A 24,483-nucleotide genomic window follows, 5' to 3' on the forward strand; every position below is an offset into this window, starting at 1 on the left:
TCGCCGCGTGGGCGCGTTACAACTAAGACTAACGAACCGCCCGCGATCGCATCGCGGTTTCGCCGTCGGCGCCCAGACCATCTTCCGATTCGCTTTCGTTGGTAATGCCCAACAGCTCTTTGTTCACGGGATTGTAGATGTACACAATGCCGTAAACTTCGATCGGCACGTCGTACCGATTGTCAGCCTTCACCTGGCCGCCCGGCATGCCAGGCATGCCGGCGCCGTACGATTCCGTTTCGTATCCGCCGCCGCTGGGGCCCGCATCAAAACCGCCGCCATAACCGGCGTAACCGCCGCCGTAGGCTCCGCCGGCTCCTGCCGTCGGGTTCAAACGGAGCTGACGCACTTCCAGCATCAGGTCGGCGTTACCGCACTCGACCAGCAACTTGTCGATCTTGCGCTGGTCGATGGTGATCCGCATACGAACCGGCAACCGCTTGGCGACCGCCAGGTAGTAGTCTTCGGTCGTCGGCGTGGTCATCGCCGTCTTCAGGGTTTCGGAGTCGATCTTCTTGTAGTCTTTGTCGACGTAGCGGAACTGAGCCGGGTCAACCGGAGCCATCGCTCCCCCCATGCCGCTACCGTCGCCGTAGGGGCTCTCCATCCCCATACCTTCCATCCCTTCCATGCCCTCCATGCCTTCCATGCCTTCCATCCCCTCCATGCCTTCCATGCCCATTTCGCTACCCATGCCCATCATATCCATCCCCATGCCGTCTTCGCCGGCGCTGGCGAGCATCGGGGGACGTTCGAGTTGGATGCGCTGGTTGGCGACGCCTTTGCCGAGTTCAATCGCTTCGATCCGTTTGATCGCGGCGAGGTGATGCTCGGTCGTGTCGCCGTTGACCGCTTTGATGATGCGCATCAGGTTTTCCAAGACCCAGAGATCTTCCTGAGCGTACAACACTTCACGCGGCGAGGGACGATTATTCGGACGCTTCGACCAGTCGAAGCTCTTGGACTGAATCATCTGCTGATTGGTCGGATCCCAGTCGACGACGGGACGCTTCTTGACGACGGCGCCAGGATTCATGCCCCCCATCGGCATCGCCATAGCGCCCCCTTCGAAACCGCCCATTTCCATGCCTCCGCCGCTGGCATAACCGCCGCCGGCGTTTTCGGCCACGTTCCATTCGGCGCCAATGCTTTCGGCGAGTTTCGGCAGTTCTTCTTTGATGTAGTCGCGATAGAGTTCGCAGAGGGACGTGGTCAGACCGGTGCGTCCCTTGACCAGCTCTTCATCCGGCACCGCTTCAATCGGGCGATTTTGCAGGACCGAATTGACCGTCGCGGCGTAGTCGATGCGGCCGGCGTTCAATTCCTTCGGCCAGACCAATTCTTTCTGCTGCGATTCCCACTGATATTGCCAGCTCTTCGCGATATCTTCGCGATAGCGCGCCAGCCACTTTTCCATTCCTTCCGCGAACTTTTCGTTCGGGTGCTCTTCGGTCGACGCAATCTGCTGCGCCGAGCTTCGCTTCGATTCGATCTCCGACTTTTGTTTCGCCAGATCGGCGTCGATCGTCATCGACGCATAGAGCCAAACGCCCAGCGATGCACACAACACGACCCCGGTCAAAACCCAGAAGCCGTACTTCTTCATCGCGGCGAGAAAGACGCGCATCTTATCCATGGTCTAAAAGCCCTCCTCTGCTGATGCTGCCGCGGCGGCTGCTTCCGCTGCGGCTTCGGCTTCAAGTTTCTTGTTTTCGATTCGCTTGCTCACCGGCGTTTCCTGCCAGCAGAACTGCACCGTGAACTCATAGACTTTGACGGGGATCTTGGCCGGAACGATTTCAACTTCCGTTCCCATCGGATTCATAGGTCCCATGGGCCCCATCCCGCTCATCGGTCCCATGCTGGGAATCATCCCCGTTTCGCCGCCCACGCCCATGGTCGCCGGATCGAAGTCAGGGTTGTCGACCTGGACCGTTTTCGGCACCGAGTCGAGCACGATCACCGGGTGCGAAATCCCCAATTCTTTCATCGAGACTTCGATCATCTGACCGCTGCCGTCATCGAGCGCGATCATGCCGGTGTCGAGTTGGTGGATCAGCGTATTACGCACATATTGCGGACCCGAGTTCTGACGGGCCTTGGTGCTGTTGTGGTAGTGCTTTCCTTTGAGCTGAATCACCCAGCCGCTTTCGGTCGGACCGGCCAGTTCGTCGACGACTTCGCCGTCTTCACCGACCATTTCCATCGCCTCTTCTCCTTCGGCCGGAGTCATTTCTTCTTCCGGTGCAGCAGCGGCGGCGCCAGCGGCCGAGCCCATCGGATTGGCGGCGGCAGGATCGGCTCCATCTCCGGTCGGCGCGACCCCTTTTTCGTCAAGGTCTTCCGCCGTCAAACCTTCTTCGGCCGCTTCTTCCAAGCGTTTGCTGTTGTCGACCGTCTGGCGGTAACGTTCGCGGAGAGAGTCGGAGTACCAGACGCTGACGTCGGGGTAATACTTCGATTCAACGCTATCGATGTACAGGAACGGCCGCTCTTCGATCGGCATCTTCCAGATATCTTCCGGTTTGCCTTCGTAGGTCGGCAGCGAAGCGGTGACCGCTCGCAACAGTTCCGGCCAGAGTCGGCGGTTTTCTTCATTACCGACGACGTAGTTGCCGATCGCCTTCAGGTTTTCGGCGTCGGTCATCGCTTGATCGTCGGCCGACTTGTGCGAACCGCTGATCTGAACAACGCTTTCGACTTGGCGCATCGCACCGGCAAACTTCTCCGGGTCGGCCGTGTTCCAGGCCTTCCAGTGGAAGAAGAAGTTAACCGTGCAGGCCAACAGCAGCGCGGCGACGGCAGCGACGGCCCACGGCTTCTTTTCGCGGATCAGTCGGTCGATCAAGATTTCCTGCGGCAGCAGGTTCGTCTGCAAGCACGACTTCCGCAGCCCTTGCAGACACATGCCGTAGCAGGTCGCAAACGACATGATGTTGTCGCGGAACGCGGCGGACGAGGTGACCTCTGAACCGGAGAGCTTTTGGAAGCCGTCGATTTCGACCGCTTCGTAGCCGAGGTTTTTCGAGAGGTACGAAACCAGGCCCGGCAGCTTCATCGCGTTGCCGACCGGCACGATCCGCGAGATCTTCGCCTTACGGTCAAGGGTCTGGAAGAAGCCGATCGAACGCTGGATGTCGGTGACCAGTTCATTGAACTTCGGCCGCATCGACTGGAAGATCAACTTGGCGTCGTCCGCTTCGCGAGCGTGACGCTTCAGGTGTTCCGCCTTGGCGAAGGTCAGCTTCAGGTCTTTGGTCAGCTGTTTCGTAAAGTGGTTACCGCCGATCGGCAAGCTACGTTGCCAGACGCGGAAACCGTTGGTGATCACCAAGTCGGTCGTTTCGGTCCCCATCGAGAGGATCACGTACGACTCGGGCTGATTGGCCGGATCATATTCTTCTTTGGTCGGGTTCACCGTCAGCAGGTCATGCGCGACGAAGTTGTAAAGCGCGACCGGCGACAGTTGCACGAAGTCGACGTCGATCCCCGCGTCCAAAAACGGCTGCAGCGAGCGGAAGACCTGATCCCGCTTCATCGCGAAGATGCCGATTTCGGTCTCCAGCGAGATCCCTTCTTCGACATGGGCGCCCGGCATCGGCTGGTAGTCCCACACCACTTCGTCCAGCGGGAACGGGATCTGTTGCTTCGCTTCGTATTTAACGATGTCAGGGATGCGTTTAGCTTCTACCGGCGGCGCCTTGAAGAAACGGGCCAGACCGGCTTGCCCCGGAACCGAGATCGCGACCTTGTCGTTCTTCAGCTCGTTACGGGACAGAAATTCCTTCAGCGCATCCCGAATCATTTGTTCGGGGTTCGCGTCCGGAAGCGTCAACAGCTTCGGATATTCGATGTAATCGAAGGCGTCGGCGACAAGCCAGAAACCATCATCATGCACCGTGCATCGCAACGCTTTGATCGCGGCATGCCCGATGTCAATGCTCCAAACGCCTTTCCCAGCAGCCATGTTGGGTCCTCAATTCACTCGAAATGTGCGCAGAAACTGAGCGGTAATATAGCGAAGTCGAACAGGGATTTCCCCTGTACTACAGAAAAGCCAGCCGCCACGTGCTGATCACGAAAAGGATATTAGAACGAAAGATGAGAACTATCGCCGCAGCAGTACTGGGCGGCAGCGTAGTTAATTCTAATGTGGCTGATCCCGTAGTGTCAATGAATTTGCAAGCGACAAAAAACACCGTAAGATACTGGCATCAAAAGAGATACGCCGCAATCTCCTACTCCCGCAATTCGATTTTTTAAGAATTTGCGTCCCCTCTCGCCCTTGAATTGCGCGCAGCGGTTCATGCTGTAACACGTTTAACGACAATAACTTCCGACAAACTAGACCTCAGCGGCGGATGTCGCCCACCACCGTGCGTCGGCTATAATGCCGACTCGTCCGCCTCTGTTCGACGCATCACCACCTGCTGAAGAGCCGCCCCGTTGATGTACCAAGAAGTCTACATTCTGATTCCGTGCCACAGTTTTGAGGACTTTCCGACGCATCATCGCGGAGACGAAGCGACAAGCCTTCTCGCCTGCTGGTCCGCGATTTGGCGTCCGGAGCTAATCGCCGGCACCGGCAAAATGCCGCAATGGGCGCGGATTGATTCTCCGCCCGATGCGCTCGAACAGCGCCTGCTGGTGATTCCGCTGGTCAGCGAAAAAGATATGCAGGCCGGCTTCTCTCGCCGTGCGAAAGAGGCGGGCGCAAAGGTGGTTCGCAAAATCGTCGATCGCGACGAAGCGATTACGGCGGTGCTCGAAGGGCTCGAAAAGCCGGACAATCTGGACGAAGAACTCGCCGCCGACTTCGTCGCGCTTGGTTACTGCTATCTGCAGACCGAACTGTTGACGCGGCAGATGCGTTACTCCAGTAATCTCGACGAAGTCTACTTCAGCGAGAAACTGGTCGCCGCCGCACAGTCGGCCGTGATCGGCGAAACCGAAGCGGCTCGCGTGCTACTGCAAACTTGCTTCGACGTTTTGGCCGAAGAACGAAACAGCTTCTACCCGGTCGACTCCTATTTTCTCGACCTGACGCTCTGCGCTTCGACCACCTTGGGCGACTTGTCGCACGAACTGGCCCAAACGCAGCCCTGTAACGTGGTGGCGAGCGGCGAAGTAATTGAGCAACTGGCCAAGTCGCATCCTGAAACGACGGCGACGCTTCGCGAAAAGCTGAAAGCGAAACAGTGCGGACTCATCGGCGGCGAATACCGCGAAGGACCACTGCCGCTGTACGATCCCGAAACGCTGTTGGCCAACTTTCAGGCAGGACTGGCCGCTTACGAGAAGCGCCTGGAGCATCGCCCGACCATCTACGGTCGTCGCCGCTTCGGCCTCTCCTCGTTTTTGCCGCAGGTGCTGAAAAGCCTTGGTTTTCACGGGGCGATTCATGCGACGATGGATGACGGCAAGTTCACTCACTCGAGCCAAACAAAGGTTTCGTGGCAAGGAAATGACGGCTGCAAGATCGACGCCGTCGCCCGTCCGCCGCTCGACGCCAGCACGGCCGACAGCTTCATCGCCCTCTTCCAACGCTTGAGCGAAGCGATGGACTCCGACCATGTGGCGACGATCTGCTTCGCTCATTGGCCCGGCCGCGTTTCGCCGTGGTACGAAGACTTGCGCCGGATCGCACGTTATTCCAGCGGACTTGGCAGCTTCATGACGGCGGAACGCTACTTCGCCGAAACCGAACTTCCCCCGTATCACGACACGTTCAAAGACGTTCGCTACAACTCGCCGTATCACAAGCAAGCGGTCATTCGCCGCCAATCCGCTCCCATTTCGTCGCATCGCGATCGCGCGGTCGCGAACGCTAAGTTTGACGCAGCCGGCAACATCGAAGCGATTACGGCCCTCGTCTCCGGCCACCCTGGTCCGCGACACGAACTGCATCGCGCCTGGCAGGAACCGGCCGAAACGTCGACCGATACGACCAATGCCGACGCAATCGTCGAAGGGGCGTTGACCCACTTCGCCGCGAAACTGCCGCGTCGCAACGACTCCGCTTCGCCGGCGCTATTGATCGCCAATCCGTACAGCTTTACCGCAGTCGGCGGCTGCGAAACCGATCAACTCTCGTCGCTTCCCGGCGGAAAGGCCGTACTGATCGCCGCCGCAGACAAGAGCGGCCCCCATGCGGTTTGGGAAGCGCCGGCTTGCGGGTACGCCTGGCTGCCGGATGGAGGATCACCGCCGAGCGGCAAATCGCAAACGCTGATCAAGGATGGCATGCTCCGAAATGAGTACATGGAAGTCCATTTCGATCCGATTACGGGCGCGCTCCAATCGATCTACGATTACAAGAGCCGCGGCAATCGCTTCTCACAACAGCTCGCTTTGCGACTTCCGGGCGAACGCCCATCGAGCGGCTCGCGTTACGTCGATCCGGACGAAACGGCGATTTACTCGGTAATGGCGGCCGATTCGATCGACGTCGTCACCAACACGGTGGCGGAAGGGAAAATCAAGGTCGCCGGGCGTTTGCTCAATACGGCGGGACATACGCTCGCCCAATACGAGCAAGTCTATACCCTTTGGCGATCAAGCCGCGTCCTGCAGATTGATATCCATCTGACGCCGCACGAAGAGCCGAAGATGGAGGCGTGGAACTCCTACTTCTGCGCACGCTTCGCCTGGAGCGACGGCTCGGCGTTCCTTTATCGCGATCAACATTGGCAGCGCCGCCGCGTCGACTCGAAGCGGATCGAAGCTCCCAACTACGTCGAGATCGAAAATGGCAAAGCCCGCACGCAGGTCCTGACCGGCGGTCTGCCGTTCCATCAGCATGTGCGGGGACGAATGCTCGATACGATCTTGATCCCGCGCGGCGAAACGGCCCGCAACTTCCGGTTGGGAATCGGCATCGACTTGCCCTATCCGCTGCAAGAGGCGCGACAGCTTACCTATTCGCCTCCGCCACGACTCGAAAGGGCGCCGTCGCCAGCGCCAGGGGATACCTCCTGGGCGCTGCATCTGGATGCGAAAAATGTCATCATTACGTCGTTGAAGCCGCTAACCGTTGGCGAAAATGTGGTCGGGTTTTCGGCGCGGCTGCTTGAAACCGAAGGTCGCCCGGCGAAAGGGAACCTCCGCTGCTTCCGGAACGTCGGCAAAGCGGTGTTGATGGAATTCAGCGGCGAGGCGACCGGCGGCGCGATGACCAAAGAAGATCGCGTCCAGTTCGAGCTGCACGCCGGTCAGTGGCGGCAGATCGACGTCTATTGGGATGGAGAGGCGAAGGGCTAACAGGGAATGATCGTCACTATTGATGGGCCTGCCGGCGCCGGCAAGAGCTCGATCTCGCGCCAAGTCGCCGAGCGGCTCGGCTTCGAGTTCCTCGATACCGGCGCGATGTACCGCGCGGTCGCGTGGGCCGTTCTCCGTCAGAATCGCGAGTTGACCGACGAGTCGGTTGTGGCCGACGTCGCCAGTAAAATCGACATCGACCTTTCCGGCGGACGTGTGTTGGTCGACGGCGTCGATGCGACCGATGAGATCCGTTCCCCCGATGTGACCCAAGCGACCCGCTACGCCGCGTCGAACGTCGCCGTCCGTATGCACCTGGTGGAACTTCAACAACAGTTCGGTCGTGAGAAAGACCTGGTGACCGAGGGACGGGACCAAGGGACGGTCGTCTTCCCGCATGCCGAGTGCAAAATCTTTCTGACCGCATCGCCGGAAGAACGCGCTCGTCGCCGCGTCGCCGATCTCGCGACGCGCGGCGTCTCCGCCGAGTACGACGACATTCTCGCGCAGCAGAATCGCCGCGATGAGGAAGACTCGAGCCGTACCGTCGGCCCCTTGCGCAAAGCGGACGACGCCGTTGAATTATGCACCGACGGCATGACGCCGGAAGAAGTGATCCAGCGTTTGATCGACATCGTGGAAGAGCGACGAGTCTCACTTTGATATGAGCAAAGAAGAAGCGAAGCACGAGCGTTCGTTCGCGAAACGGCTCTGGTATGACGCGCTGCGAGTGATTTCGAGACTCGCGGGGGTCTGCCTGTTTCGGATCCGCGTCTACGGTCGTGAAAACTGGCCGACCGAAGGGGGAGGGCTCGTCTGCCCGAACCATCAAAGCTTTCTTGATCCGCTGCTGGTCGGATTGACCTGCGATCGACGACTGAACTTCCTCGCTCGCCGCACGTTATTCAAGTTTCTGCCGTTTCGGATGTTGATTGAGTCGCTCGACACCATTCCCATCGACCGCGATGGCTCCGGCCTGGCAGGGCTGAAGGAAACGCTCAAACGCCTGAAGCGGGGGGAACTGGTTCTGATCTTTCCCGAAGGGACGCGCACCTCTGACGGCGAACTCCAGCCGCTAAAAGGGGGCTTCATTCCGATGGCGCGTCGCGGCGGCGTTCCGATCATCCCGGTCGCGATCGATGGGGCGTTCGACGCGTGGCCTCGATCGGCCAAATTCCCGCGCCGCAGCGTGATCCATATCCGCATCGCGCCGCCGATTTCGACTGAGATGCTCAACTCGCTCAGCGATGATGAACTTCTGGCGGAACTCGACCGGCGGTTAGCGGAAGCGTTTGCGGCGATTCGCGAAACGCGTGCTCTAGCGTAGACTGGTGCCATGCTCTTGCGGCGTCTTCGCCGGATGAGCATGTCTTCGCCCCGGCAATACGCATTGAAGACATGCTCACTCGGCTGTCGCCGTGAGAGCATGGCGCCAAAGGAATTACGCGACCGGGTCGCGCTGCAAGGAGAGCGGGGCAGGGGAGGCCTCGAGCAGTTCCAGCAGACGCTGCGTGCCGCGGTTCTCGGCCATCTTTTGCTCAGCGGCCGTGATCGGGATCAGAAAAAGAAAGCGGGGCTGTTCGCCGGCGATTTGCGGCAACTGAATCGGCGGCAGAAAGCTGGCCGTTTCGGCGGTCGCAAAGTGGGTGAACTGTGGGGCGACGTCGGCGAACGCTTCGGTCGGAATCGTGTGCCCGTGATCGAAATGAGTCGCATAGCGCCACGGATAACGAGCCAAGCCGGAGAGGGCGCGGCAGGCGTTCTCATCGGCCTCCGACGAGTCGCAGAGGATCCCCAGCTCAATTCGGCGCGAACGCGTATCGCTGTCATCCGCTTCGGCGCCAGGCATCGGCAAAATCGCCATGCCGGCGGTCGCCATGAAGCTGCGACCTTCTTTACTAGACAGGGTGATCGCCAGCGGGGGCCACTTTCCTTGGTCGGCGGCGAAGTAACGCATCGGGTCGGTGTGGAGCGACTTGTAGCTGTCGAGCAATCCTTGCTGGATCGTGCGCCACGAGTCTTCGCCCCATTGACGCAAGAATTCGTCTTCCTGAGTGAAACGCTTCAGCAACACATTCTCGTCGGTCAACGGCCAAGCGACCGGCGTTTCCCCTTTGCAACCGATCGCAAAACCCGGAAAACGATTGGCCGGGCCCCACGAAGGCATGATCGCCACGATCCTATCAAGATGCCAAACGGCGACGCTTTGCTGATCGAGACTCCAGCGGACGTCCCAGTTGTCAGGCTCCAAGTCGGCGATCAGCGCCACCTCGTTGATGTCGGCGTGGGGCAAACGAGGAGGAAGCGCCGCCCGCATTTGCTCTTCGACCTGAGCCGCATCGCGATCGCTGCAGTTGGCGACCCAGAGCGCATGCATCTGATTCGGCGTCTGCGGCGGAAAGACGTAGAGATAGATGCTGTCGTTGTCGCCGTCCGCTTCCAGGATGGCGACTTTCGTTTCGAACAAGTTCGGCTGTTCGCGAAGGATTACAGAGTCTTTCATCCGTCCCTCTCCAGACAGCGGATTAGTACTTGATCAGGCTGAAGCATTCGTGCGGCGCAACTTTGGCGGCGCCTTCCAGGAACTCCAGCTCAATCAGGAAACAGCAACCGGCGACCGTAGCGCCGATCTTCTCGACCAGGTTCGCACAGGCCTTGATCGTGCCGCCGGTTGCGAGCAAGTCGTCGACCAGCAGAACGCTCTGACCTTTGGATACGCCGTCGATATGAATCTCAAGGGTGTCCGTGCCGTACTCCAGTTCGTACTCAAACGAGTGCGTGTCGAACGGCAGCTTGCCCGGCTTGCGAACCGGAACGAAGCCGACTCCTAGCTTCAGCGCCAGCGGCGCCGCGAAGATGAAACCGCGGGCTTCCGCCGCGACGATCACGTCGATCTTCTTCCCTTCGTAGTGGGCCGCCATCTTATCGATGACTGCGCCAAACGCCGTCGGATCGGCGAGCAGGGGAGTGATGTCCTTGAACAGGATCCCCGGCTTGGGAAAGTTGGGAATGTCGCGGATGAAATTTTCGAGTTGGATTTGATTCATCGATTTCGCTGCGCGCAAAAAAAACCACCTGAATGACTAGCGCTCAGGTGGTGAATATACGCGGTTTATCGAAATGGCGAAAGCCAGGGCCGGCCGACCGCCAAAGGAACTAGCGGCGAACCAGGCGGCGCCGGAACGGGCCTTCCAGTTCACGTTCGCGAGGATCCTGGAGACCTTCGGCCAGTTTGCCGAGCGCCTCGGTCTCGATCTGGCGGACTCGTTCGCGGGTCAGGCCGAGCTTCTCGCCGATTTCCTTCAGCGTGTGCGGCTCCATTCCCTCCAGGCCGAAACGCATCCGCAGCACGGTCGCCTCGCGGCCGTCCATCGTCTTCAGCATCTGCATGACGTTCTTCAGATCGTCATGTTCGACCATCTCTTCTTCCGGGTTCTTCAGACGGTCGTCCATCACCATCTCACCCAGCGACCAGCCGCTGTCGGCCTGATCGGTTTGCGGGGTCGAGTTGTAGATTTTGATCGCCTTCTTGATGATCGGCAGCTTCTTCTTCGGCAGGCCGAGGACGCGAGCGATCTCTTCCGGTGTCGGCGTGCGGCCGAGCTCTTCGGTCAAGCGATTGGTCGCGCGACGCCACTTCGAAAGCAACTCGACCATGTAGGCCGGAATGCGGATCGTTTTCGCACAGTTGATCAAGGCGCGTTTGATCGACTGTTTGATCCAGTAGCTGGCGTAGGTGCTGAATCGCGTTCCCATCGCAGGGTCGAAGCCTTCGACCGCTCGCAACAAGCCGAGATTGCCTTCTTCGATCAAGTCCTGCAGGCCGAGTCCTTTGCCGGTGTATCCACGTGCGATGTTGACCACCAAGCGCAGATTCGCCCGAACCATGCGGTCCCGCGCGTTGACGTCCCCTTCGCCGATCATGCGGGCCAGCTCTTTCTCGTCTTTGGCCGAGAGGAGAGCGGTTTCGTTGATCTCGCGCAGGTACGTCTCCAGCGGGCTCTGGACCGTTTCTTCCTTGATCTCTCGTTTCGTATTCGTCGCCATATCGTCCGATAGCTCACGGTGCGGGGGAGGGCGTTGCTGGCACTTAGGGATGCTATCGTCGATGTTGAGCGCAAATCTCAACCCTACGGCAAAACGGCGCAGGTGGACCGAATGTGCGGGAGGTTCGGGCAGGCGCAAAAAAAACGACCCCAACGATTGACTCGTTGGGGTCGTGCTACTTCTAGCGATTGTCGCCCCGAAAAGAGGCGATCGGCTATCCGGATGCTCCGGTTTTAGCCTTCTTCCGATTCGTTGCTGGTGCCGAACAGCGGGCCAGAGGAGCCGAGGCCGCCCTTCAGCTCTTGCTGTTCCTTTTCGGTGGTCGCTTCGGCGGCGGCGGCAGCCGCTTCGTCTTCGGCGGCCCACTGAACACGCTTACGCGACAGACCAATCTTGCGCTCGTCGGTGTCCACGCGGAGGATCTTCACCTCGATGTCGTCGCCAACTTTGACGACGTCTTCGGGGTTCTCGACCTTTTCGTCGGCCAATTCCGAGATGTGGAGCAGGCCTTCCAGACCATCTTCCAATCCGACGAAGACGCCGAAGTTGGTGATCTTGGTGACCTTACCTTTGACCAGCTGGTTCGGCTGGTACTTGTCCGGAATGCTGCTGGCCCACGGATCGAGGTCCATCTGCTTCAGGCCGAGAGCGATGCGGCGACGGTCTTCTTCGATGTTGAGGACCTTGCATTCCACTTCTTGGCCCTTTTCGAGCATTTCGCTCGGGTGACCAATCTTGCGGGTCCACGACATGTCCGAGACGTGCAGCAAGCCGTCGATACCTTCTTCCAATTCGACGAAGGCGCCGTAATTGGTAAGGTTGCGAACCTTGCCCTTGACGATCGAGTCGACCGGGTAACGTTCTTTGATGTTTTCCCAGGGATTCGACTGGGTCTGCTTCATGCCGAGCGAGATTTCCTGCTTCTCTTTGTTGATGCCCAACACGACGACGTCGATTTCATCGCCGATGTTGACCACTTCGCTCGGGTGGCTGATGCGCTTGGTCCACGACATTTCGCTGATGTGGACGAGACCTTCGATCCCTTCTTCCAGCTTCACGAAGGCGCCGTAGCTCATCACGTTGACGACCTGACCGCGAACCTTCGCGCCGACCGGGTACTTGGCTTCGACGCCGTCCCACGGGCTCGGCTGCATCTGCTTCATGCCGAGGGCGATCTTCTGACGTTCGTGATCGATGTTCAAGATTTGAACTTCGACTTCGTCGTCGATCTTCACCACTTCGGTCGGGTGGCCGATGCGGCCCCAGCTCATGTCGGTGATGTGCAACAGACCGTCGATGCCGCCCAGGTCGACGAACGCGCCAAAGTCGGCGATGTTCTTGACGATACCCTTGCGGCGCTGACCGACTTGCAGCTCTTGCAGCAGCGAGTCGCGATCCTTCTGACGCTTCTTTTCGATCAGCGAACGACGGCTGACCACGATGTTGCGGCGTTCTTCGTCGATCTTGAGAACTTCGCACTCGACCTTCTTACCGATGTAATCGGCAATATCGGACGGACGGCGAATGTCGACCTGGCTGGCCGGCAAGAAGACGTTGACGCCGATGTCGACGAGCAGACCGCCCTTGATCTTGCGGACGACAGTACCTTCGACGACGTTCCCTTCCTGGATTTCGGACATGGTCCGATCCCAGTCGATGATCTTCTCAGCCTTTCTCTTGCTGAGGGTGATCATGCCGTGCGGGTCGTCGGTGCGGCCGAATTCGTCTTCGATGTCTTCGACGAGAACCTTGATTTTGTCGCCGGGCTTCGGCGCGTCCTCTTCCTCTTCATCCCACTCGTCGCGGGGAATGCTACCTTCGCTCTTACCGCCGACGTCAATCAGCACGAATTCGTCGTCGACCCGCAGAATGGTCCCTTCGACGATCTTGTTTAGCTCGACAGATTCTTCACGCTCAAATTCCGGCTCAAACGCTCCCGCGTCTTGAACCCAGCTATCGATCAGCGACGTCAACGAATCGTCGCTTTCCAAATTACGAATGAGATTACGATTTACCATGCGAAAAAGAGAAACACCTAGCCAGAAACTTGCGGTCGACCCGGCCTGCCGCTCGTTCGGCTCCAAAGGGTTAGAAACGACTTCCCCGACGTGAGGCGACGCTGCATAGCGCCTTACCAACCGTCAACAATCGGGCGAGAACAGGAAAAAATAGCAAATTTGTCAAGGCCAATCAACTGCGCTACCCCCTCTCAGGTCGCGAATCGAGCATGATCGGCAATAAGGTGGGAAAACTACAGCCGATTTGACGCCCTGCGGAATCCCCTTTCCCTCGCATCTCTCCTAAATTTCTCGCAAATCTTCCCCGCAAATTCTAAAACCGAGCCAGAAATCGAGGGGGATTCAGGGGAAAGGAGGCCAGGCTAACCAGTCGCGACAATTTCCCGCAATTGATCGCAGCCGCGTGGCACATACCAGAGCCCCAAGAGATAGACGACTCATTCGACTCCTTCGATCCGCAAAAACGGGGTGAGAGCCATACGACGCGTTCGGTAAGTGAGACGGAACATGCATTACGGCTCAGCTTTCCCATTCACCTGACCGTCCTCCCAGACTCCCGCTGATCCCAGCAAGAAACGAAAAAGGGCGTCGAAGCATTCCCTTCGACGCCCGTTGGTTAACTAAGTCCAGGCTCTTACTTACCGCCCGGAGCAGCAGGACTATCGGCCATGTCAGGATTGGTGGTATCGACCGTCGATTCCGGCTTCTTTTCGCCGCATCCCAAGACCAAGCAAATCGTCAACATCAAAACAATGGAAGCGAGAAAACGCATATCGAATCCTTCAAACATCGAAATAGGGTGAATATCAAACCATGCCGGCGAGCCGACGACTCATCTAGTTGTCGAACGAACGAGCGTGGCTGTCCGCGACTGCATTTAAACAGAGGTAGGTGCCGTAATCCATTGTGTCCGGAATCGTGTGGACCGACGCATCTCCCAGCAGGCAATTCACGATGCCAGGATGGAAGCTGCCGGGGCCTTGCCATTCGTTGTTAATGTGACGATAGGCGATGTACGAAGGAGTGAAGTAGTACGGGTTGCTGCCGGTCTTGTTGAACCAACCGTCGGCCGTGGCGGCTGCGCCAGCGGGATCGGAGAACGGAGCACGGCGGCTGTAACCAGCGTAACCGGTGAAGACGTAGGCGGGACGTACAACCGCTTCTGATGTGGCCAAACGTGGAACGCCGGCTCCACCCTTCAAGCGATCGCCCCCGTTTTTGTAACCGCTGGCGTTCGTCTCTGAAGCGACGATGGTGTTGCTAGTTCCGTCGACAAAGCTAGCGAAACGAATCTTGCGACCAATCGTAAACGCCCCCGAAAAATCATTGCCCGAGGTGGACGACGAGAAACCGGTCTGCCCCCAACTGGTCAACGTAGCGTCGCTGATACCGGCCGTTTGCCACCAGTGATAACCTTCCGACCCAATGTAATTGGTAATCGAAACGCCGTTAGTCTGGGTGTTGTCCATGTACGTTCCGTCCGAAGGGCAGAGCAGCACGGATGCGACCGGCGCGGCCTGCAAATTGCCTCCGCCGTTGGGAAGCGCCTGATTCCAGGCCGGAGCGGCGAAATTGAATTGTGCATGGAGGGCGCCTTGCTCCAACTGAGGCAGGATCAGCGCGATCCACGTAAAGCAACGAGCCGCTTGAGGATTGCCGACGCCATCCCCCAAAATCGCCAGCGGCGGGAATTCTTTGAACGTGTCGGCGTAGTTGTGCAGCGCCAAACCGATCTGCTTCATGTTGTTGGTGCACTGCATGCGACGTGCCGACTCGCGGGCTTGTTGTACCGCCGGCAATAGCAGGGCGATCAACACGCCGATGATCGCGATCACGACCAACAACTCAACCAAGGTGAAACCAGCACGATTCTGAAAAGTGTGCCGGCGAAACTTTCCTAGACTCATAGTTTCCTCCGCGAATGGTCGACGAGCGCCGACCGACATAAAGATGGAATAGAACGATGACGAAAGGAGCTGCAAAAACGAAAAGGGAGTGCGAAAGCTGGTAGAAAAGTGGCGTGCGCAGCAGCAGAAACTGGAAGGGCCTTGCCAACTCGCCAGCTCGCCGCAATAGCCGAAGATTACACCCCTCATGGCTTGCGAGTCAATAAAATACTATCAAATTGACTTATTTTTAAATTTCGCGAGGGGTCGAGAAATAAAAAAGTCGCCGGAAAAGACATCCAGCGACTTCCTGTCTAACGCAACCATTCGGCCATAAATCGACAGCTATCGACCCTTAATGTCAATCGGAATCTCATTCGCTCCGGCCTAGAACACTCCGGTCAACATGCCAGCTGTTGGATCGGCGTTTTTGCGTGATAGCACGTTGCGATCGGACATGACGCGGAATTCCCCGTCGTCGCCCGTCGCTCCTAATGAGACGCGACCGCCGGGATCTGGATGCCTTTCAATAGATCAAAGTAACGACCGCGGAAAGCTATTCGACTTTCGGAACTAGGCTTGGAAGTTGCCGCTCGACTTCGCCGATGATCGACTCTTCGATTTCGCCGGCGAAAACTTGCGGATGATCGTACCAGATGCGTGAGCCGCCCCCTTCGTAGCCACCTTCTTTAAGAACGCGGGCGGAAGGAACGTACGTACGAACGTCATTGGAATAGGCGGCGACCCAAAGTTTTCCGGCCGGCGCCATTCGCTTGAGACGAAGCGAATAGTCGACCGTCACTTCGCCTCCCAGAAAGACGATCGTCAGATCGTCGGCGAAGGTCCAACTTTGAACCGGGTAGTCGAGATGAGTCGGAATAACTTCCCCTGCTTCAATTCGCTGGACGTACTTTCCAGCATAAAATCCATTGATGCCGCTCTCCTTCGCCATTTCGCGCCACTGATCAAGCGTCGGCAACTCGGCGAAACGGAGCGGTATGTTTTCCAACTGCGTCGAAATCTCTCCGTTGATCGGCCGCATCGGCTCGCCCATCAAACGCACGACTTCATCCCGAATCGCGTGCCCATATTGCTGCGCGAATTCAAGTTTGCCGCGCGGATTTGGGTTCTGGTCGCCGCCGCAACCGATCACGGCCAACGCGACAGCGCCGGGGTATTCCCGTTCCAGGTATTCCGCAGCGTAGCCAGCCCAATCGCCGATAAACGCCGGCGTCGCCGCAATCGTGGTGCAGTGGCACGCATAGCCGACAACCAGCGAGCGGACTTTGTCGTTTGCGTCATAGACGGTCAAAAGCGGCAACTGATGATCGGTGGGACCGCCGGCGGTCCGACGATTCGCAGCGAAGCCGACTTCGCCGATCGCAAACTCCAGCCGAGCAGGCTGTCGGCTCTCGATCGCCACGCTGGCCGCTTTCACAAGCGCCTTCACAAACTCGTCGGTGTAGCGATCGATCGCTTGCTGTTTCTCCGGCGGAATTGGCCGCGCGGGCAAATTCTGCAAGACGCCCGACAGCATCGGCGCATAGTGCGTATGGGTTGCGCAGACCGCCAAGTTCGCGCGAGGAATCTGGTACTTCGCCATCAACTCGCGCGAGACGGCGTCGCTGACGCTCGCCGGCACGCCGCAGTTGTCGACCATCATCAATACGACCGGTAGTTTACCTGGTTCCCCGACGGCCAGTGCACGAGCGTACAACGGCTGAATCGTCTCCGAGACCTCCTGCAATCCGCGTGAAGCATAGCCTGACAACATGATCGGATAGTCAGGCGTAATTTCGACTTTCGCCGTGCCTGCCAAGTAAGGAAAGTCGGCGGCGAACAGACGCACAGTCAGCGAAATCGACAACAAGAACCAAACGGCGAGCACGCCCGGGATTCGGTAGGCCATTAGAAAGACTCTTTTCAGACAGGGGGGAGGAAGGGGCAGGGTGTTTTGGCGGCTAAGTCGGTAAGGAACTGCCGCTGATGAAAAGTGGAAAATGCATTTTAGCGCCTGCTGCGGCTATCCGCGAACCCTTTTTTCTACTCGCTGTTCTTCTGACCAGGGAAAGCGAAATCTCGCAAATTCCCCGGAAAATCCGAGTCAAAGTGAAGTCTATTAACAACCTAAGCAGCTGATTTTATAAGACGAGTCAACGTTGCGATGTGAAATATCAAAGGCCCGCAGCGCAATTGTTCATGGACTCATCTAGATTTCGAGCGATAGTTTAGGGAAATAGCTTGGCGCATGAATTCGGCGGAAACGAATTCGCCAATCTTCGCAGCACTATCAGCGACTTAACGGAGCCGAAAATCGAATCGCGACGATTTGCTCCCAGCTCCGCTCTTGGCTGCCAACGTTTTGCGACTTAGTCGTTCTTTAGATGCCGATTGCGGATATCGATGAGAACGAAGCGCGGTTTAATCTCTTCTTTTATATCGGTGATTTATGAACAACATTATTAGCATCCCAACTTTGCGACGTCGGCGTGGTTTTACGCTAGTCGAACTTCTCGTGGTGATCGCCATCATCGGCGTCTTGATTGCGTTGCTGCTTCCCGCGGTTCAGCAAGCGCGGGAAGCGGCGCGCCGCATGCAGTGCACCAACCAGATGCGACAAATCGCTCTGGCCATGCACAACTTCCACGACACCTATCGTGAACTGCCGCCGGGCAGCCAAGGGAACAATCCTTGGGGACGCGACTCCTATTCGTACTACTGCTTCATCCTGCCGTTCATCGAAGAAACGGCGATGTACGAACAAATCGACTTCACCAACAAGATCAATGGCGCCACCGGACGGGGCGGTCAGGCTCGCATCGCGTTGCTCGACACGATGATTTGCCCGTCGGACGATACCAATATCCAGGAAGAAGGGATTCTGCCGTGGCAAAACGCGCTGCACAACTACGTCGTTTGCTACGGCGACTCGAACTACAACTCCGGCACTCCTTGGAACGTGGTCGACGGCTACGCCGGTCATGCGGGGATGTTCGTTCCGGAAAAGCGAGCCAAGTTGCGCGATGCGACCGACGGTTTGTCGAACACGCTGCTCGTCTCCGAGATCATCACGCCGACCCAGCAAGACATCTGGAGCTCGATGGGTCGTACGCAGGTCGCGATGGGCGCCGGGTTCACCACTTACCTGACTCCGAATGCGGACGCTAACGATCGCACCAATCGTTGCCATACCAACCTGGGCGGAGCTCTCGGCGCCAAGTGCACCGCGCACGCCGACTGGGACTGGGGCGCCAACGTGGTCGCCGCTCGCAGCTGGCACACCGGCGGCGTCAACGCGGCTCTGGCTGACGGCTCGGTCCGCTTCGTCTCCGACACGATTAACGTCACTACTTGGCGCAACCTTGGCGCCCGCAGCGACGGTCAAGTGATCGGCGACTACTAATCGTCTTCTACGAATCTGCCCCATAACGCGAAGCGAATCTTCGCTTCGCGTCTAACTTCGAGGAGTTGCCCACGATGGCGATCACCCCTGCGCACCTACTATCGATTTGCCTCTCCGCACTGCTGCTCGCCGCATCGGTCGGATGCAGCGGGGATGGAAAAACGACCGTGCAAGGAGTCGCAACCTTTAATGGCCAGCCGATAGAAAAAGGCTACGTCGAACTGGCGCCGGTCGGCGGCGTCGGCCAATTCGCCAGCGCTGAAATCAAGGATGGTAAATTCACGCTGCGAACCAACCCTGGTATGCGACAAGTGAAGGTTACCGCTCAAAAGAAGATCGGCGAAACCGCGCCGACCGAGCGAATCCCAAATCCGGAACCGATCTACTTTCAGTTCCTGCCTGCGAAATTCAACACGCAGTCGGAATTGCAGATGGATATTCAAGGATCAACGCTCACGCTCGACCTGCAAGGGGATGAGCTGACGCCCCAGAAGCCTTCCGTCGCAGATATGCAGCGGAAAGCGAAACAAGGGGGAATGTAAACCGCGTTGCCGCGTCGCTGCTATGTTCTAGACGTAGTGCGGCGCGGCCTCTTTTTTTCTTGCGACAGGATTTACATCAACAGCGTCGCCGTCTCGTCGCATTTTTCCCACGGCACGCCGTGACCGCATTCCTCGAGAATCTGCAAGGTCGCGTTCGGTAGATGGGCGGCGTAATACTCGCCGTGGGCCAGCGGAATCATCTTGTCATGCCGCCCCCAAACAATCGTCGTCGGCTGCGTCACGCGATGCAGATGCTGGGGTAGCTTGGGATCGTGCAAATACGGATTCCAACCGACGCGGGCCGTCGCTTCTCGCGCTCGGAGCCACATCAACATCTGCGAATCGTCCGGATTGCGGGGAGTCGTCTCCAAAGCGGCGGGGCTTTCGGGATTAAAGAAGATCAGCTCGCGCAGCTTGTTGAAGTCGTCGATAAACAGCTCTCCCATCGGCGAGCCTTCGACATACAGTCCCGCCGCGGCGATGATTCCCAATCGACTGATCAATTGCGGACGCAAGATCGCCAGCTCCAGCGCCAACCAGGCGCCCAGCGAATAGCCGATCACCGGCACATCTTCCAATTCGAGCGCCGCGAATAAGTCGACGTAGTGCCAGGCCAGGTCATGGATGTCGAGAATCTCGTTCAGCCCTTCGCTCAGCGCAAATCCGGGATGGGCCGGCACGTAGACCGTGTATTTCTCAGCCAACTTGTGATGAAACGGGATCGCTTCGGTTTCGCCGCCGGCCGAGTGGAGATAAACCAGCGGCGGACCTTCTCCCAAAGTCATCAACTGCGTCTTCTTTCCCCCAACGTGGAGGAAGCGATGCTGGACGTTCGCTGGCATGTGCGATCCTGTCGTCAGATCCAAGATAAAGAAGGGGAAGGTAACCGCGTCTAAAGTTTGCCGATCGCCCGCAAGTGCGGCATCACCTGTTCGGCGAACAGGGTCATGTTCTTACAGGCCAGTTCATGCGGCAACGTTCCGAGCTGAAACAGTCCCAGCAAGTTGCCGACCCCTAACTGGTGCGCGTAGGTCTCTAGCTTCTGGCGCACTGTTTCAGGAGAGCCGACGACCGCGTAGCCGCCGCGCTCGATATCTTCGCGAGTTTGGCAAACCGTCATGAACTGCTGGAGCCCGCGCTGAATGCCGGCGATCGAGCGAGCGCTGGTATAGCCTGGCGGAAAAATGACGAGCCCTTTCAGCAAGTTGCGGACGAAGTACCAGAGGTGCTTTTCGTATTCCTCCCACGCCTTCGCATCGGTTTCGGCCACATAGATCGGGAGGAGCCAACCAAGTTGCTCAGGATCGGCCGTATAGCCGTTCTTCTCGCAAGCGTCGCGGAACATGTCAAAGTTCCGCTGAAAGAAGTCGAGATGAAAGTAGGGAATCCCCATGTAGGCGAACCGCCGCTCAGCGACAAACTGAATCGTCTCACGACTCCCGGCGCCGGGGATCCAGATCGGCGGATGCGGCTGTTGAATCGGACGGGGCCAGGGGTTTACGTACCGCAGTTTCCAATGCTGGCCGTAATGCTCGAACGGACCGTTCTCGGTCCAGCAACGCAGCACCAGGTCGAACGCTTCGCGATACATACTGCGAGCATGCGTCGGATTGACCGAGAAGCTGAAATATTCGGGCCCCCCGCCGACGACAAGCCCGGCGATCAATCGCCCGCCGCTGATGCAGTCGATCATCGCGAACTCTTCGGCGACGCGAGTCGGCGAGTTGTAAAACGGCAACGCATTGCCGACGACGGCGATCTTTACCCGCTTCGTTTGCCGAGCCAGGATCGACGCCATCAGATTGGGACTGGGCATCGTCCCGTAGGCGTTCTGATGATGCTCGTTGACGCAGACGCCGTCGAAGCCCAGCTGGTCGGCCAAGACCAGTTGGTCAAGATAATCGTTGTACAACTTGCCGCCATGCGGCGGATCGTACAGCGAGTTGGGAATCGTCGTCCAAGCGCTGTCATACCGCTCCGCAAAATCGGCCGGCAACCGATCCCACGGCATCAGGTGAAACGCGAAGAATTTCATAGCTGCATCCTGCGTGACGACAGTCTCTTCTACCGGCCCTACCATTTACCTTCGCCCAAGCGGCGCGAAGTTGCAAGATCCAGCGGCGACTCGTGGCAATTTGCCAGGGCGGACGTCCTACGACCGTTCGTCACAGTGATTTTGCTGCAGTTCTCGCCAACGCGTTAATAGCAGGCTCAAAATGGAGTCGGCGGCTCGAACCGTTCCGACCATGTCTTGCGTGCTATTCGGCTGTGCGTTGGGAAACTCCATCGCAATGTTGTTGACGAACTCCGAACGGTTCAATCGCCAGGCAGTTAGCCTCCCACGTATGCACTGGACGTTCCACAGTTCCTGGCTGCGGAAAAACTCTTTCACCGGTCCGCTGAATAGCTCCCCCAGCAGCTGTGGGTCCGGAGCCAGTAGAACATAGGACCAATCACCATGCGGCGTCGCTATTTGCGCTCCCGGAACTGCTTCCTCGATGAAGTAGTGCATCCCTCCGAACGGCGTCAAATAGAAGTCGGGAAGCCCAACGTCTTCTTGACACATCATCACCGTCAACGGACAGATCGATTTCTTGCGTTCGGCCGGGCGTTTCGCAGCGATGCGGGCTCGCTCTCCGCTGGAACAGCAAAGGTCCGATTCGCTCATTTTCACTCGGAAGTGCTGCACCTCCCATGGTCGCTGCGATAGAACGCCGCGCATGACCCGCCAGATACTGACGACGTCCCCTGGAATTACCAACGGGTGAACTCGGAACACGGCCGGCCGACTTGCCAACTCGAACTGAAGGTATTCCCAACTGAGTTGTTCGGCTGCGCTAGCTGCAACAAGCGTCTGGCCTTGGGCATCCTGAACGATCAAGCTGCAGAGGATCCAGGTCGCCAGGGTCGTGAAAATCGGCAACATTCCAACGACGACCGCCATTACGTTGATCCAAATTTCCATCGCAGGATCGGGATTTAGATCCTTAAATACCATCGGCCAAAGAAACGGAAAACTCCCCCAGCAAACCACGAAACTCGCGGCGCTGATAAACGTAGTCCACTTTCGAACAAAGCCGGGTCTCAGTTGCGGATGTTTTAGCGCTCCGCAGTAAAACTTGTTTTCGCAACGGAGAACATCGCAACTGGTGTGGTGCCGGCAATGAAACTTGGTCGGCTGTAGCGCGACAACTAACGTCGAGACCGGCAACGGGGCGTCGGCTGGCTCGGCCGCGATGATATCGTCACTCAGGCCCTGGTCTGCCGGTTCTGCGGGACGTGACAGAAAGCTTGACGCTGAAAAAGATTCCGTTTCCGTCGTCGGTCGCTCAGCGATGATTTTTTTCAGCCGGGCTCGTAGCGCTGCCGCGGAATGCTCCGCCGACTCTTCCACCTTGGGCTCGGAAGATGGCGTATCGACGGCGTCGCTGGATGCGGCGACGGAATCTTCCGCGTCGAGTTTCGCTCGACAGTAGGGGCAAACAGTACGCGGAATCCCACTTAGGCCGACATGATGAAAATCCGAATTGCATTTCGGACAGTGAAGCGACGCCAAGATTCAGTCTCTAGTGGGACAAGGTCGTTTCGCCCGTTTCCGCTGGCCGAGCCTACTCGCGGCAACGACGCTTCGCATTTTAGTTCGGGCTTAACACCCACAAAACACCCCTATTTTCCAGCCTTTTTCGCAGTTCCGTTTTTCTTGCCCAGCGCCCCAAGTAAGCGTTGCGATCGTCGAATCCGCCCTTAAGAATGGGCGCATTGGGTTGGCAATCTTCTCTCCATTCGATGCAGTATTTGAGGCGAAACATGCTGGACTGCGATATCGACGGCTGGGTAGCCATCTGGATTGGATCGTTTCCGAAGAAATCCGATTTCAACGCGTACCTGAAAGAGACGTACAGGGACCCGGATGACGATCTGACGCCGATCAGTCAGTTTGCGGTCGATTTGAAAGAAACGTTCTACGACCACGACTTCGTCTTTGGCGAGTGGCATCGAGGAAAGCCGAAATCGGTCGAAACGCTGCTCAAGCCATGGCGTGCCGCCGATTCATTTCTGGAAGCGGCCGTCGCCGCCGCGAAGAAAAAGAAAATCGCTGACGGCAACACCGTAATCATCGCCTACGACCATCAGTACAACTCTAGTCGCTGGCCGAAAGACTCGCCGGTCCGCTTTCTCGGCAACTTCCCCTACGACGAAACTCCGCCGGCGCCGCAGCATGCAGGACATTCCGACGAGGTGGCGACCGTTCTCTTTTCGCCCGATGGAAAGTACGTGGTCAGCGGAGGAGACGACGGGCGAGTCGGAGTTTGGAGCGCCAAGACCGGCGAAATCGTCGTCCCTCCGATCACCGCGTTCAAGGCCAAGCTTGACGACGTCGACTTCCTGGCGTTCTCGGCGAATGGGAAACGGTTGGTCGCCAGCATAGTGAATCAAACTTGCATCTGGGATCCGTTTCCGGAACCGCCGCAAACCACGAAGCCGACTAATTTCGGCACGCTCTTGGTCTCGGCGGATGGCAAATACGGTTTCTATTGCGCGTACGGAAAGGTGCTGGTCTTCGATCTCGACGCCGGTAAGGAAGAGAAGAACCTGTCAAAGAAGATGCCGGCCGAAAACGTGCGCGTCTTGCCGAACGGCAATCTAGTCACCGTCACGCCGAAAAAGCTGTTGCTGTGGGAGCTTGCCAAGACGAAGCAACTGGCCGAGCTCAAAGCCCCCTTCGAACAGCGGGATCTGCTGGAGGTTTCCCCGCAAGGAAAATATGTCGTTACCTGCGGCGGCAACCTGGCGGCGATTTGGGACCTGGCTGGCCGCAAGCTCCAGGCTCAGGTCGAATTCAATTCGGCGGTCGGCGAGTTCGTATTACCAAACGAAGAGGAATTCAGCGTACGGCTGGGGGACAAGAGCATCGTCGTCTGCTCCCTCAAGACCGGGAAGGCGACCAAAACGCTGGAACCAACGTCGAGTCGCTACTTCCGTGTGCAGGCCTCCGCGAAGGGTGACCTGGTCGGTTTGAAAAATGGGCGTCAGGCATTGGTCTGGAACCAGAAGACAGGCAAATTGCTCGGCGAACTCCCCCCGGGCTCGACGGCCGACGACGGCGCGGTCCGTTCTTTTGCGTTCTCCCCCGACGGCAAGCGAATCGCCTTGGGACACCATGACGGCCGGATCTCGATTTACGCAATTGCGGCTGGGAAATTCTCGCTGGTTTCTAAAGGCAGTTAGCGCGTAAAGAATCAGAACTGGCCGTCCGCCAACCAATCAAAATCATTCCATTTTTACGATTATTGGCATTTCTGTTCGGTCCGCGTTATCTTGAAGGG

General features: G+C 58.0%; 18 protein-coding genes. 6 read left to right on the forward strand and 12 right to left on the reverse strand.

The window, feature by feature from the left end; all coding sequences use genetic code 11:
* Nucleotides 1-28 precede the first annotated feature (28 nt).
* Together LOC68_RS11925 and pilM are read right to left on the reverse strand one after the other, a co-directional pair.
* Nucleotides 29-1,636 carry a hypothetical protein gene (locus LOC68_RS11925; protein ID WP_230218774.1) on the reverse strand — a complete coding sequence of 536 codons (1,608 nt, stop codon included), beginning with the start codon at nt 1,634-1,636 and terminating at the stop codon, nt 29-31.
* Nucleotides 1,637-1,639: 3 nt separating this feature from the next.
* Nucleotides 1,640-3,967 (reverse strand): pilus assembly protein PilM, encoded by a 2,328-nt coding sequence (gene pilM / locus LOC68_RS11930; protein WP_230218782.1) that lies wholly within the window; start codon nt 3,965-3,967, stop codon nt 1,640-1,642.
* A gap of 482 nt (nt 3,968-4,449) precedes the next feature.
* On the opposite strand from pilM, the gene LOC68_RS11935 reads away from it, so the two are divergent.
* From LOC68_RS11935 to LOC68_RS11945, 3 genes are read left to right on the forward strand one after another with little or no spacing between them, the layout of a single operon-like run.
* Nucleotides 4,450-7,260: a glycoside hydrolase family 38 N-terminal domain-containing protein gene (locus LOC68_RS11935; protein ID WP_230218783.1), complete on the forward strand. Its 2,811-nt coding sequence runs from the start codon at nt 4,450-4,452 to the stop codon at nt 7,258-7,260.
* Between the two features lie 6 nt (nt 7,261-7,266).
* A complete protein-coding gene (gene cmk, locus LOC68_RS11940) occupies nt 7,267-7,923 on the forward strand; it encodes a (d)CMP kinase (RefSeq protein ID WP_230218793.1) in 657 nt (218 codons plus the stop codon).
* A 1-nt stretch (nt 7,924) separates the two neighbouring features.
* The gene (locus LOC68_RS11945) at nt 7,925-8,587 is read left to right on the forward strand and encodes a lysophospholipid acyltransferase family protein (RefSeq protein ID WP_230218796.1); all 663 of its coding nucleotides are present in this window, start codon (nt 7,925-7,927) and stop codon (nt 8,585-8,587) included.
* Between the two features lie 114 nt (nt 8,588-8,701).
* Here the strand turns inward: LOC68_RS11945 and LOC68_RS11950 are convergent, their stop codons facing one another.
* From LOC68_RS11950 to LOC68_RS11980, 7 genes are all read right to left on the reverse strand, one after another.
* Nucleotides 8,702-9,763, reverse strand: a complete 1,062-nt coding sequence (locus tag LOC68_RS11950; protein WP_230218797.1) for a suppressor of fused domain protein — start codon at nt 9,761-9,763, stop codon at nt 8,702-8,704.
* A 22-nt stretch (nt 9,764-9,785) separates the two neighbouring features.
* Nucleotides 9,786-10,307, reverse strand: a complete 522-nt coding sequence (locus LOC68_RS11955) for an adenine phosphoribosyltransferase (RefSeq protein WP_255670849.1) — start codon at nt 10,305-10,307, stop codon at nt 9,786-9,788.
* A gap of 109 nt (nt 10,308-10,416) precedes the next feature.
* The gene (locus tag LOC68_RS11960; RefSeq protein ID WP_230218799.1) at nt 10,417-11,307 is read right to left on the reverse strand and encodes a sigma-70 family RNA polymerase sigma factor; all 891 of its coding nucleotides are present in this window, start codon (nt 11,305-11,307) and stop codon (nt 10,417-10,419) included.
* A 233-nt stretch (nt 11,308-11,540) separates the two neighbouring features.
* On the reverse strand, nt 11,541-13,325 hold the full coding sequence (locus LOC68_RS11965) for a 30S ribosomal protein S1 (RefSeq protein WP_230218801.1): 1,785 nt from the start codon (nt 13,323-13,325) through the stop codon (nt 11,541-11,543).
* A gap of 634 nt (nt 13,326-13,959) precedes the next feature.
* Nucleotides 13,960-14,097, reverse strand: coding sequence for a hypothetical protein (locus tag LOC68_RS11970; protein ID WP_230218803.1), 138 nt, complete (start codon nt 14,095-14,097; stop codon nt 13,960-13,962).
* Nucleotides 14,098-14,161: 64 nt separating this feature from the next.
* Nucleotides 14,162-15,232: a DUF1559 domain-containing protein gene (locus LOC68_RS11975; RefSeq protein WP_230218805.1), complete on the reverse strand. Its 1,071-nt coding sequence runs from the start codon at nt 15,230-15,232 to the stop codon at nt 14,162-14,164.
* Nucleotides 15,233-15,767: 535 nt separating this feature from the next.
* Entirely contained in the window at nt 15,768-17,120 is a 1,353-nt protein-coding gene (locus tag LOC68_RS11980; RefSeq protein ID WP_230218815.1) for a neutral/alkaline non-lysosomal ceramidase N-terminal domain-containing protein, read from the reverse strand.
* A 567-nt stretch (nt 17,121-17,687) separates the two neighbouring features.
* Here LOC68_RS11980 and LOC68_RS11990 point away from each other — a divergent pair.
* Complete coding sequence (locus LOC68_RS11990) at nt 17,688-18,614, forward strand: DUF1559 family PulG-like putative transporter (protein ID WP_261360161.1); 927 nt, start codon at nt 17,688-17,690, stop codon at nt 18,612-18,614.
* A 74-nt stretch (nt 18,615-18,688) separates the two neighbouring features.
* Nucleotides 18,689-19,156, forward strand: coding sequence for a hypothetical protein (locus LOC68_RS11995; protein WP_230218817.1), 468 nt, complete (start codon nt 18,689-18,691; stop codon nt 19,154-19,156).
* A gap of 71 nt (nt 19,157-19,227) precedes the next feature.
* Here the strand turns inward: LOC68_RS11995 and LOC68_RS12000 are convergent, their stop codons facing one another.
* The 3 genes from LOC68_RS12000 to LOC68_RS12010 all read right to left on the reverse strand — a co-directional run bounded on the left by LOC68_RS12000 (nt 19,228) and on the right by LOC68_RS12010 (nt 22,121).
* Entirely contained in the window at nt 19,228-19,998 is a 771-nt protein-coding gene (locus LOC68_RS12000; protein ID WP_230218819.1) for an alpha/beta fold hydrolase, read from the reverse strand.
* 50 nt (nt 19,999-20,048) lie between these two features.
* Nucleotides 20,049-21,191: an LLM class flavin-dependent oxidoreductase gene (locus LOC68_RS12005; protein ID WP_230218821.1), complete on the reverse strand. Its 1,143-nt coding sequence runs from the start codon at nt 21,189-21,191 to the stop codon at nt 20,049-20,051.
* Between the two features lie 117 nt (nt 21,192-21,308).
* Entirely contained in the window at nt 21,309-22,121 is an 813-nt protein-coding gene (locus LOC68_RS12010; RefSeq protein WP_230218822.1) for a hypothetical protein, read from the reverse strand.
* An 842-nt stretch (nt 22,122-22,963) separates the two neighbouring features.
* Here LOC68_RS12010 and LOC68_RS12015 point away from each other — a divergent pair.
* Nucleotides 22,964-24,385 carry an immunity 22 family protein gene (locus LOC68_RS12015; RefSeq protein ID WP_230218824.1) on the forward strand — a complete coding sequence of 474 codons (1,422 nt, stop codon included), beginning with the start codon at nt 22,964-22,966 and terminating at the stop codon, nt 24,383-24,385.
* The last annotated feature ends 98 nt before the right edge of the window (nt 24,386-24,483 follow it).

It is taken from the genome of Blastopirellula sediminis (genome assembly GCF_020966755.1).
Classification (GTDB): Bacteria; Planctomycetota; Planctomycetia; order Pirellulales; family Pirellulaceae; genus Blastopirellula; species Blastopirellula sediminis.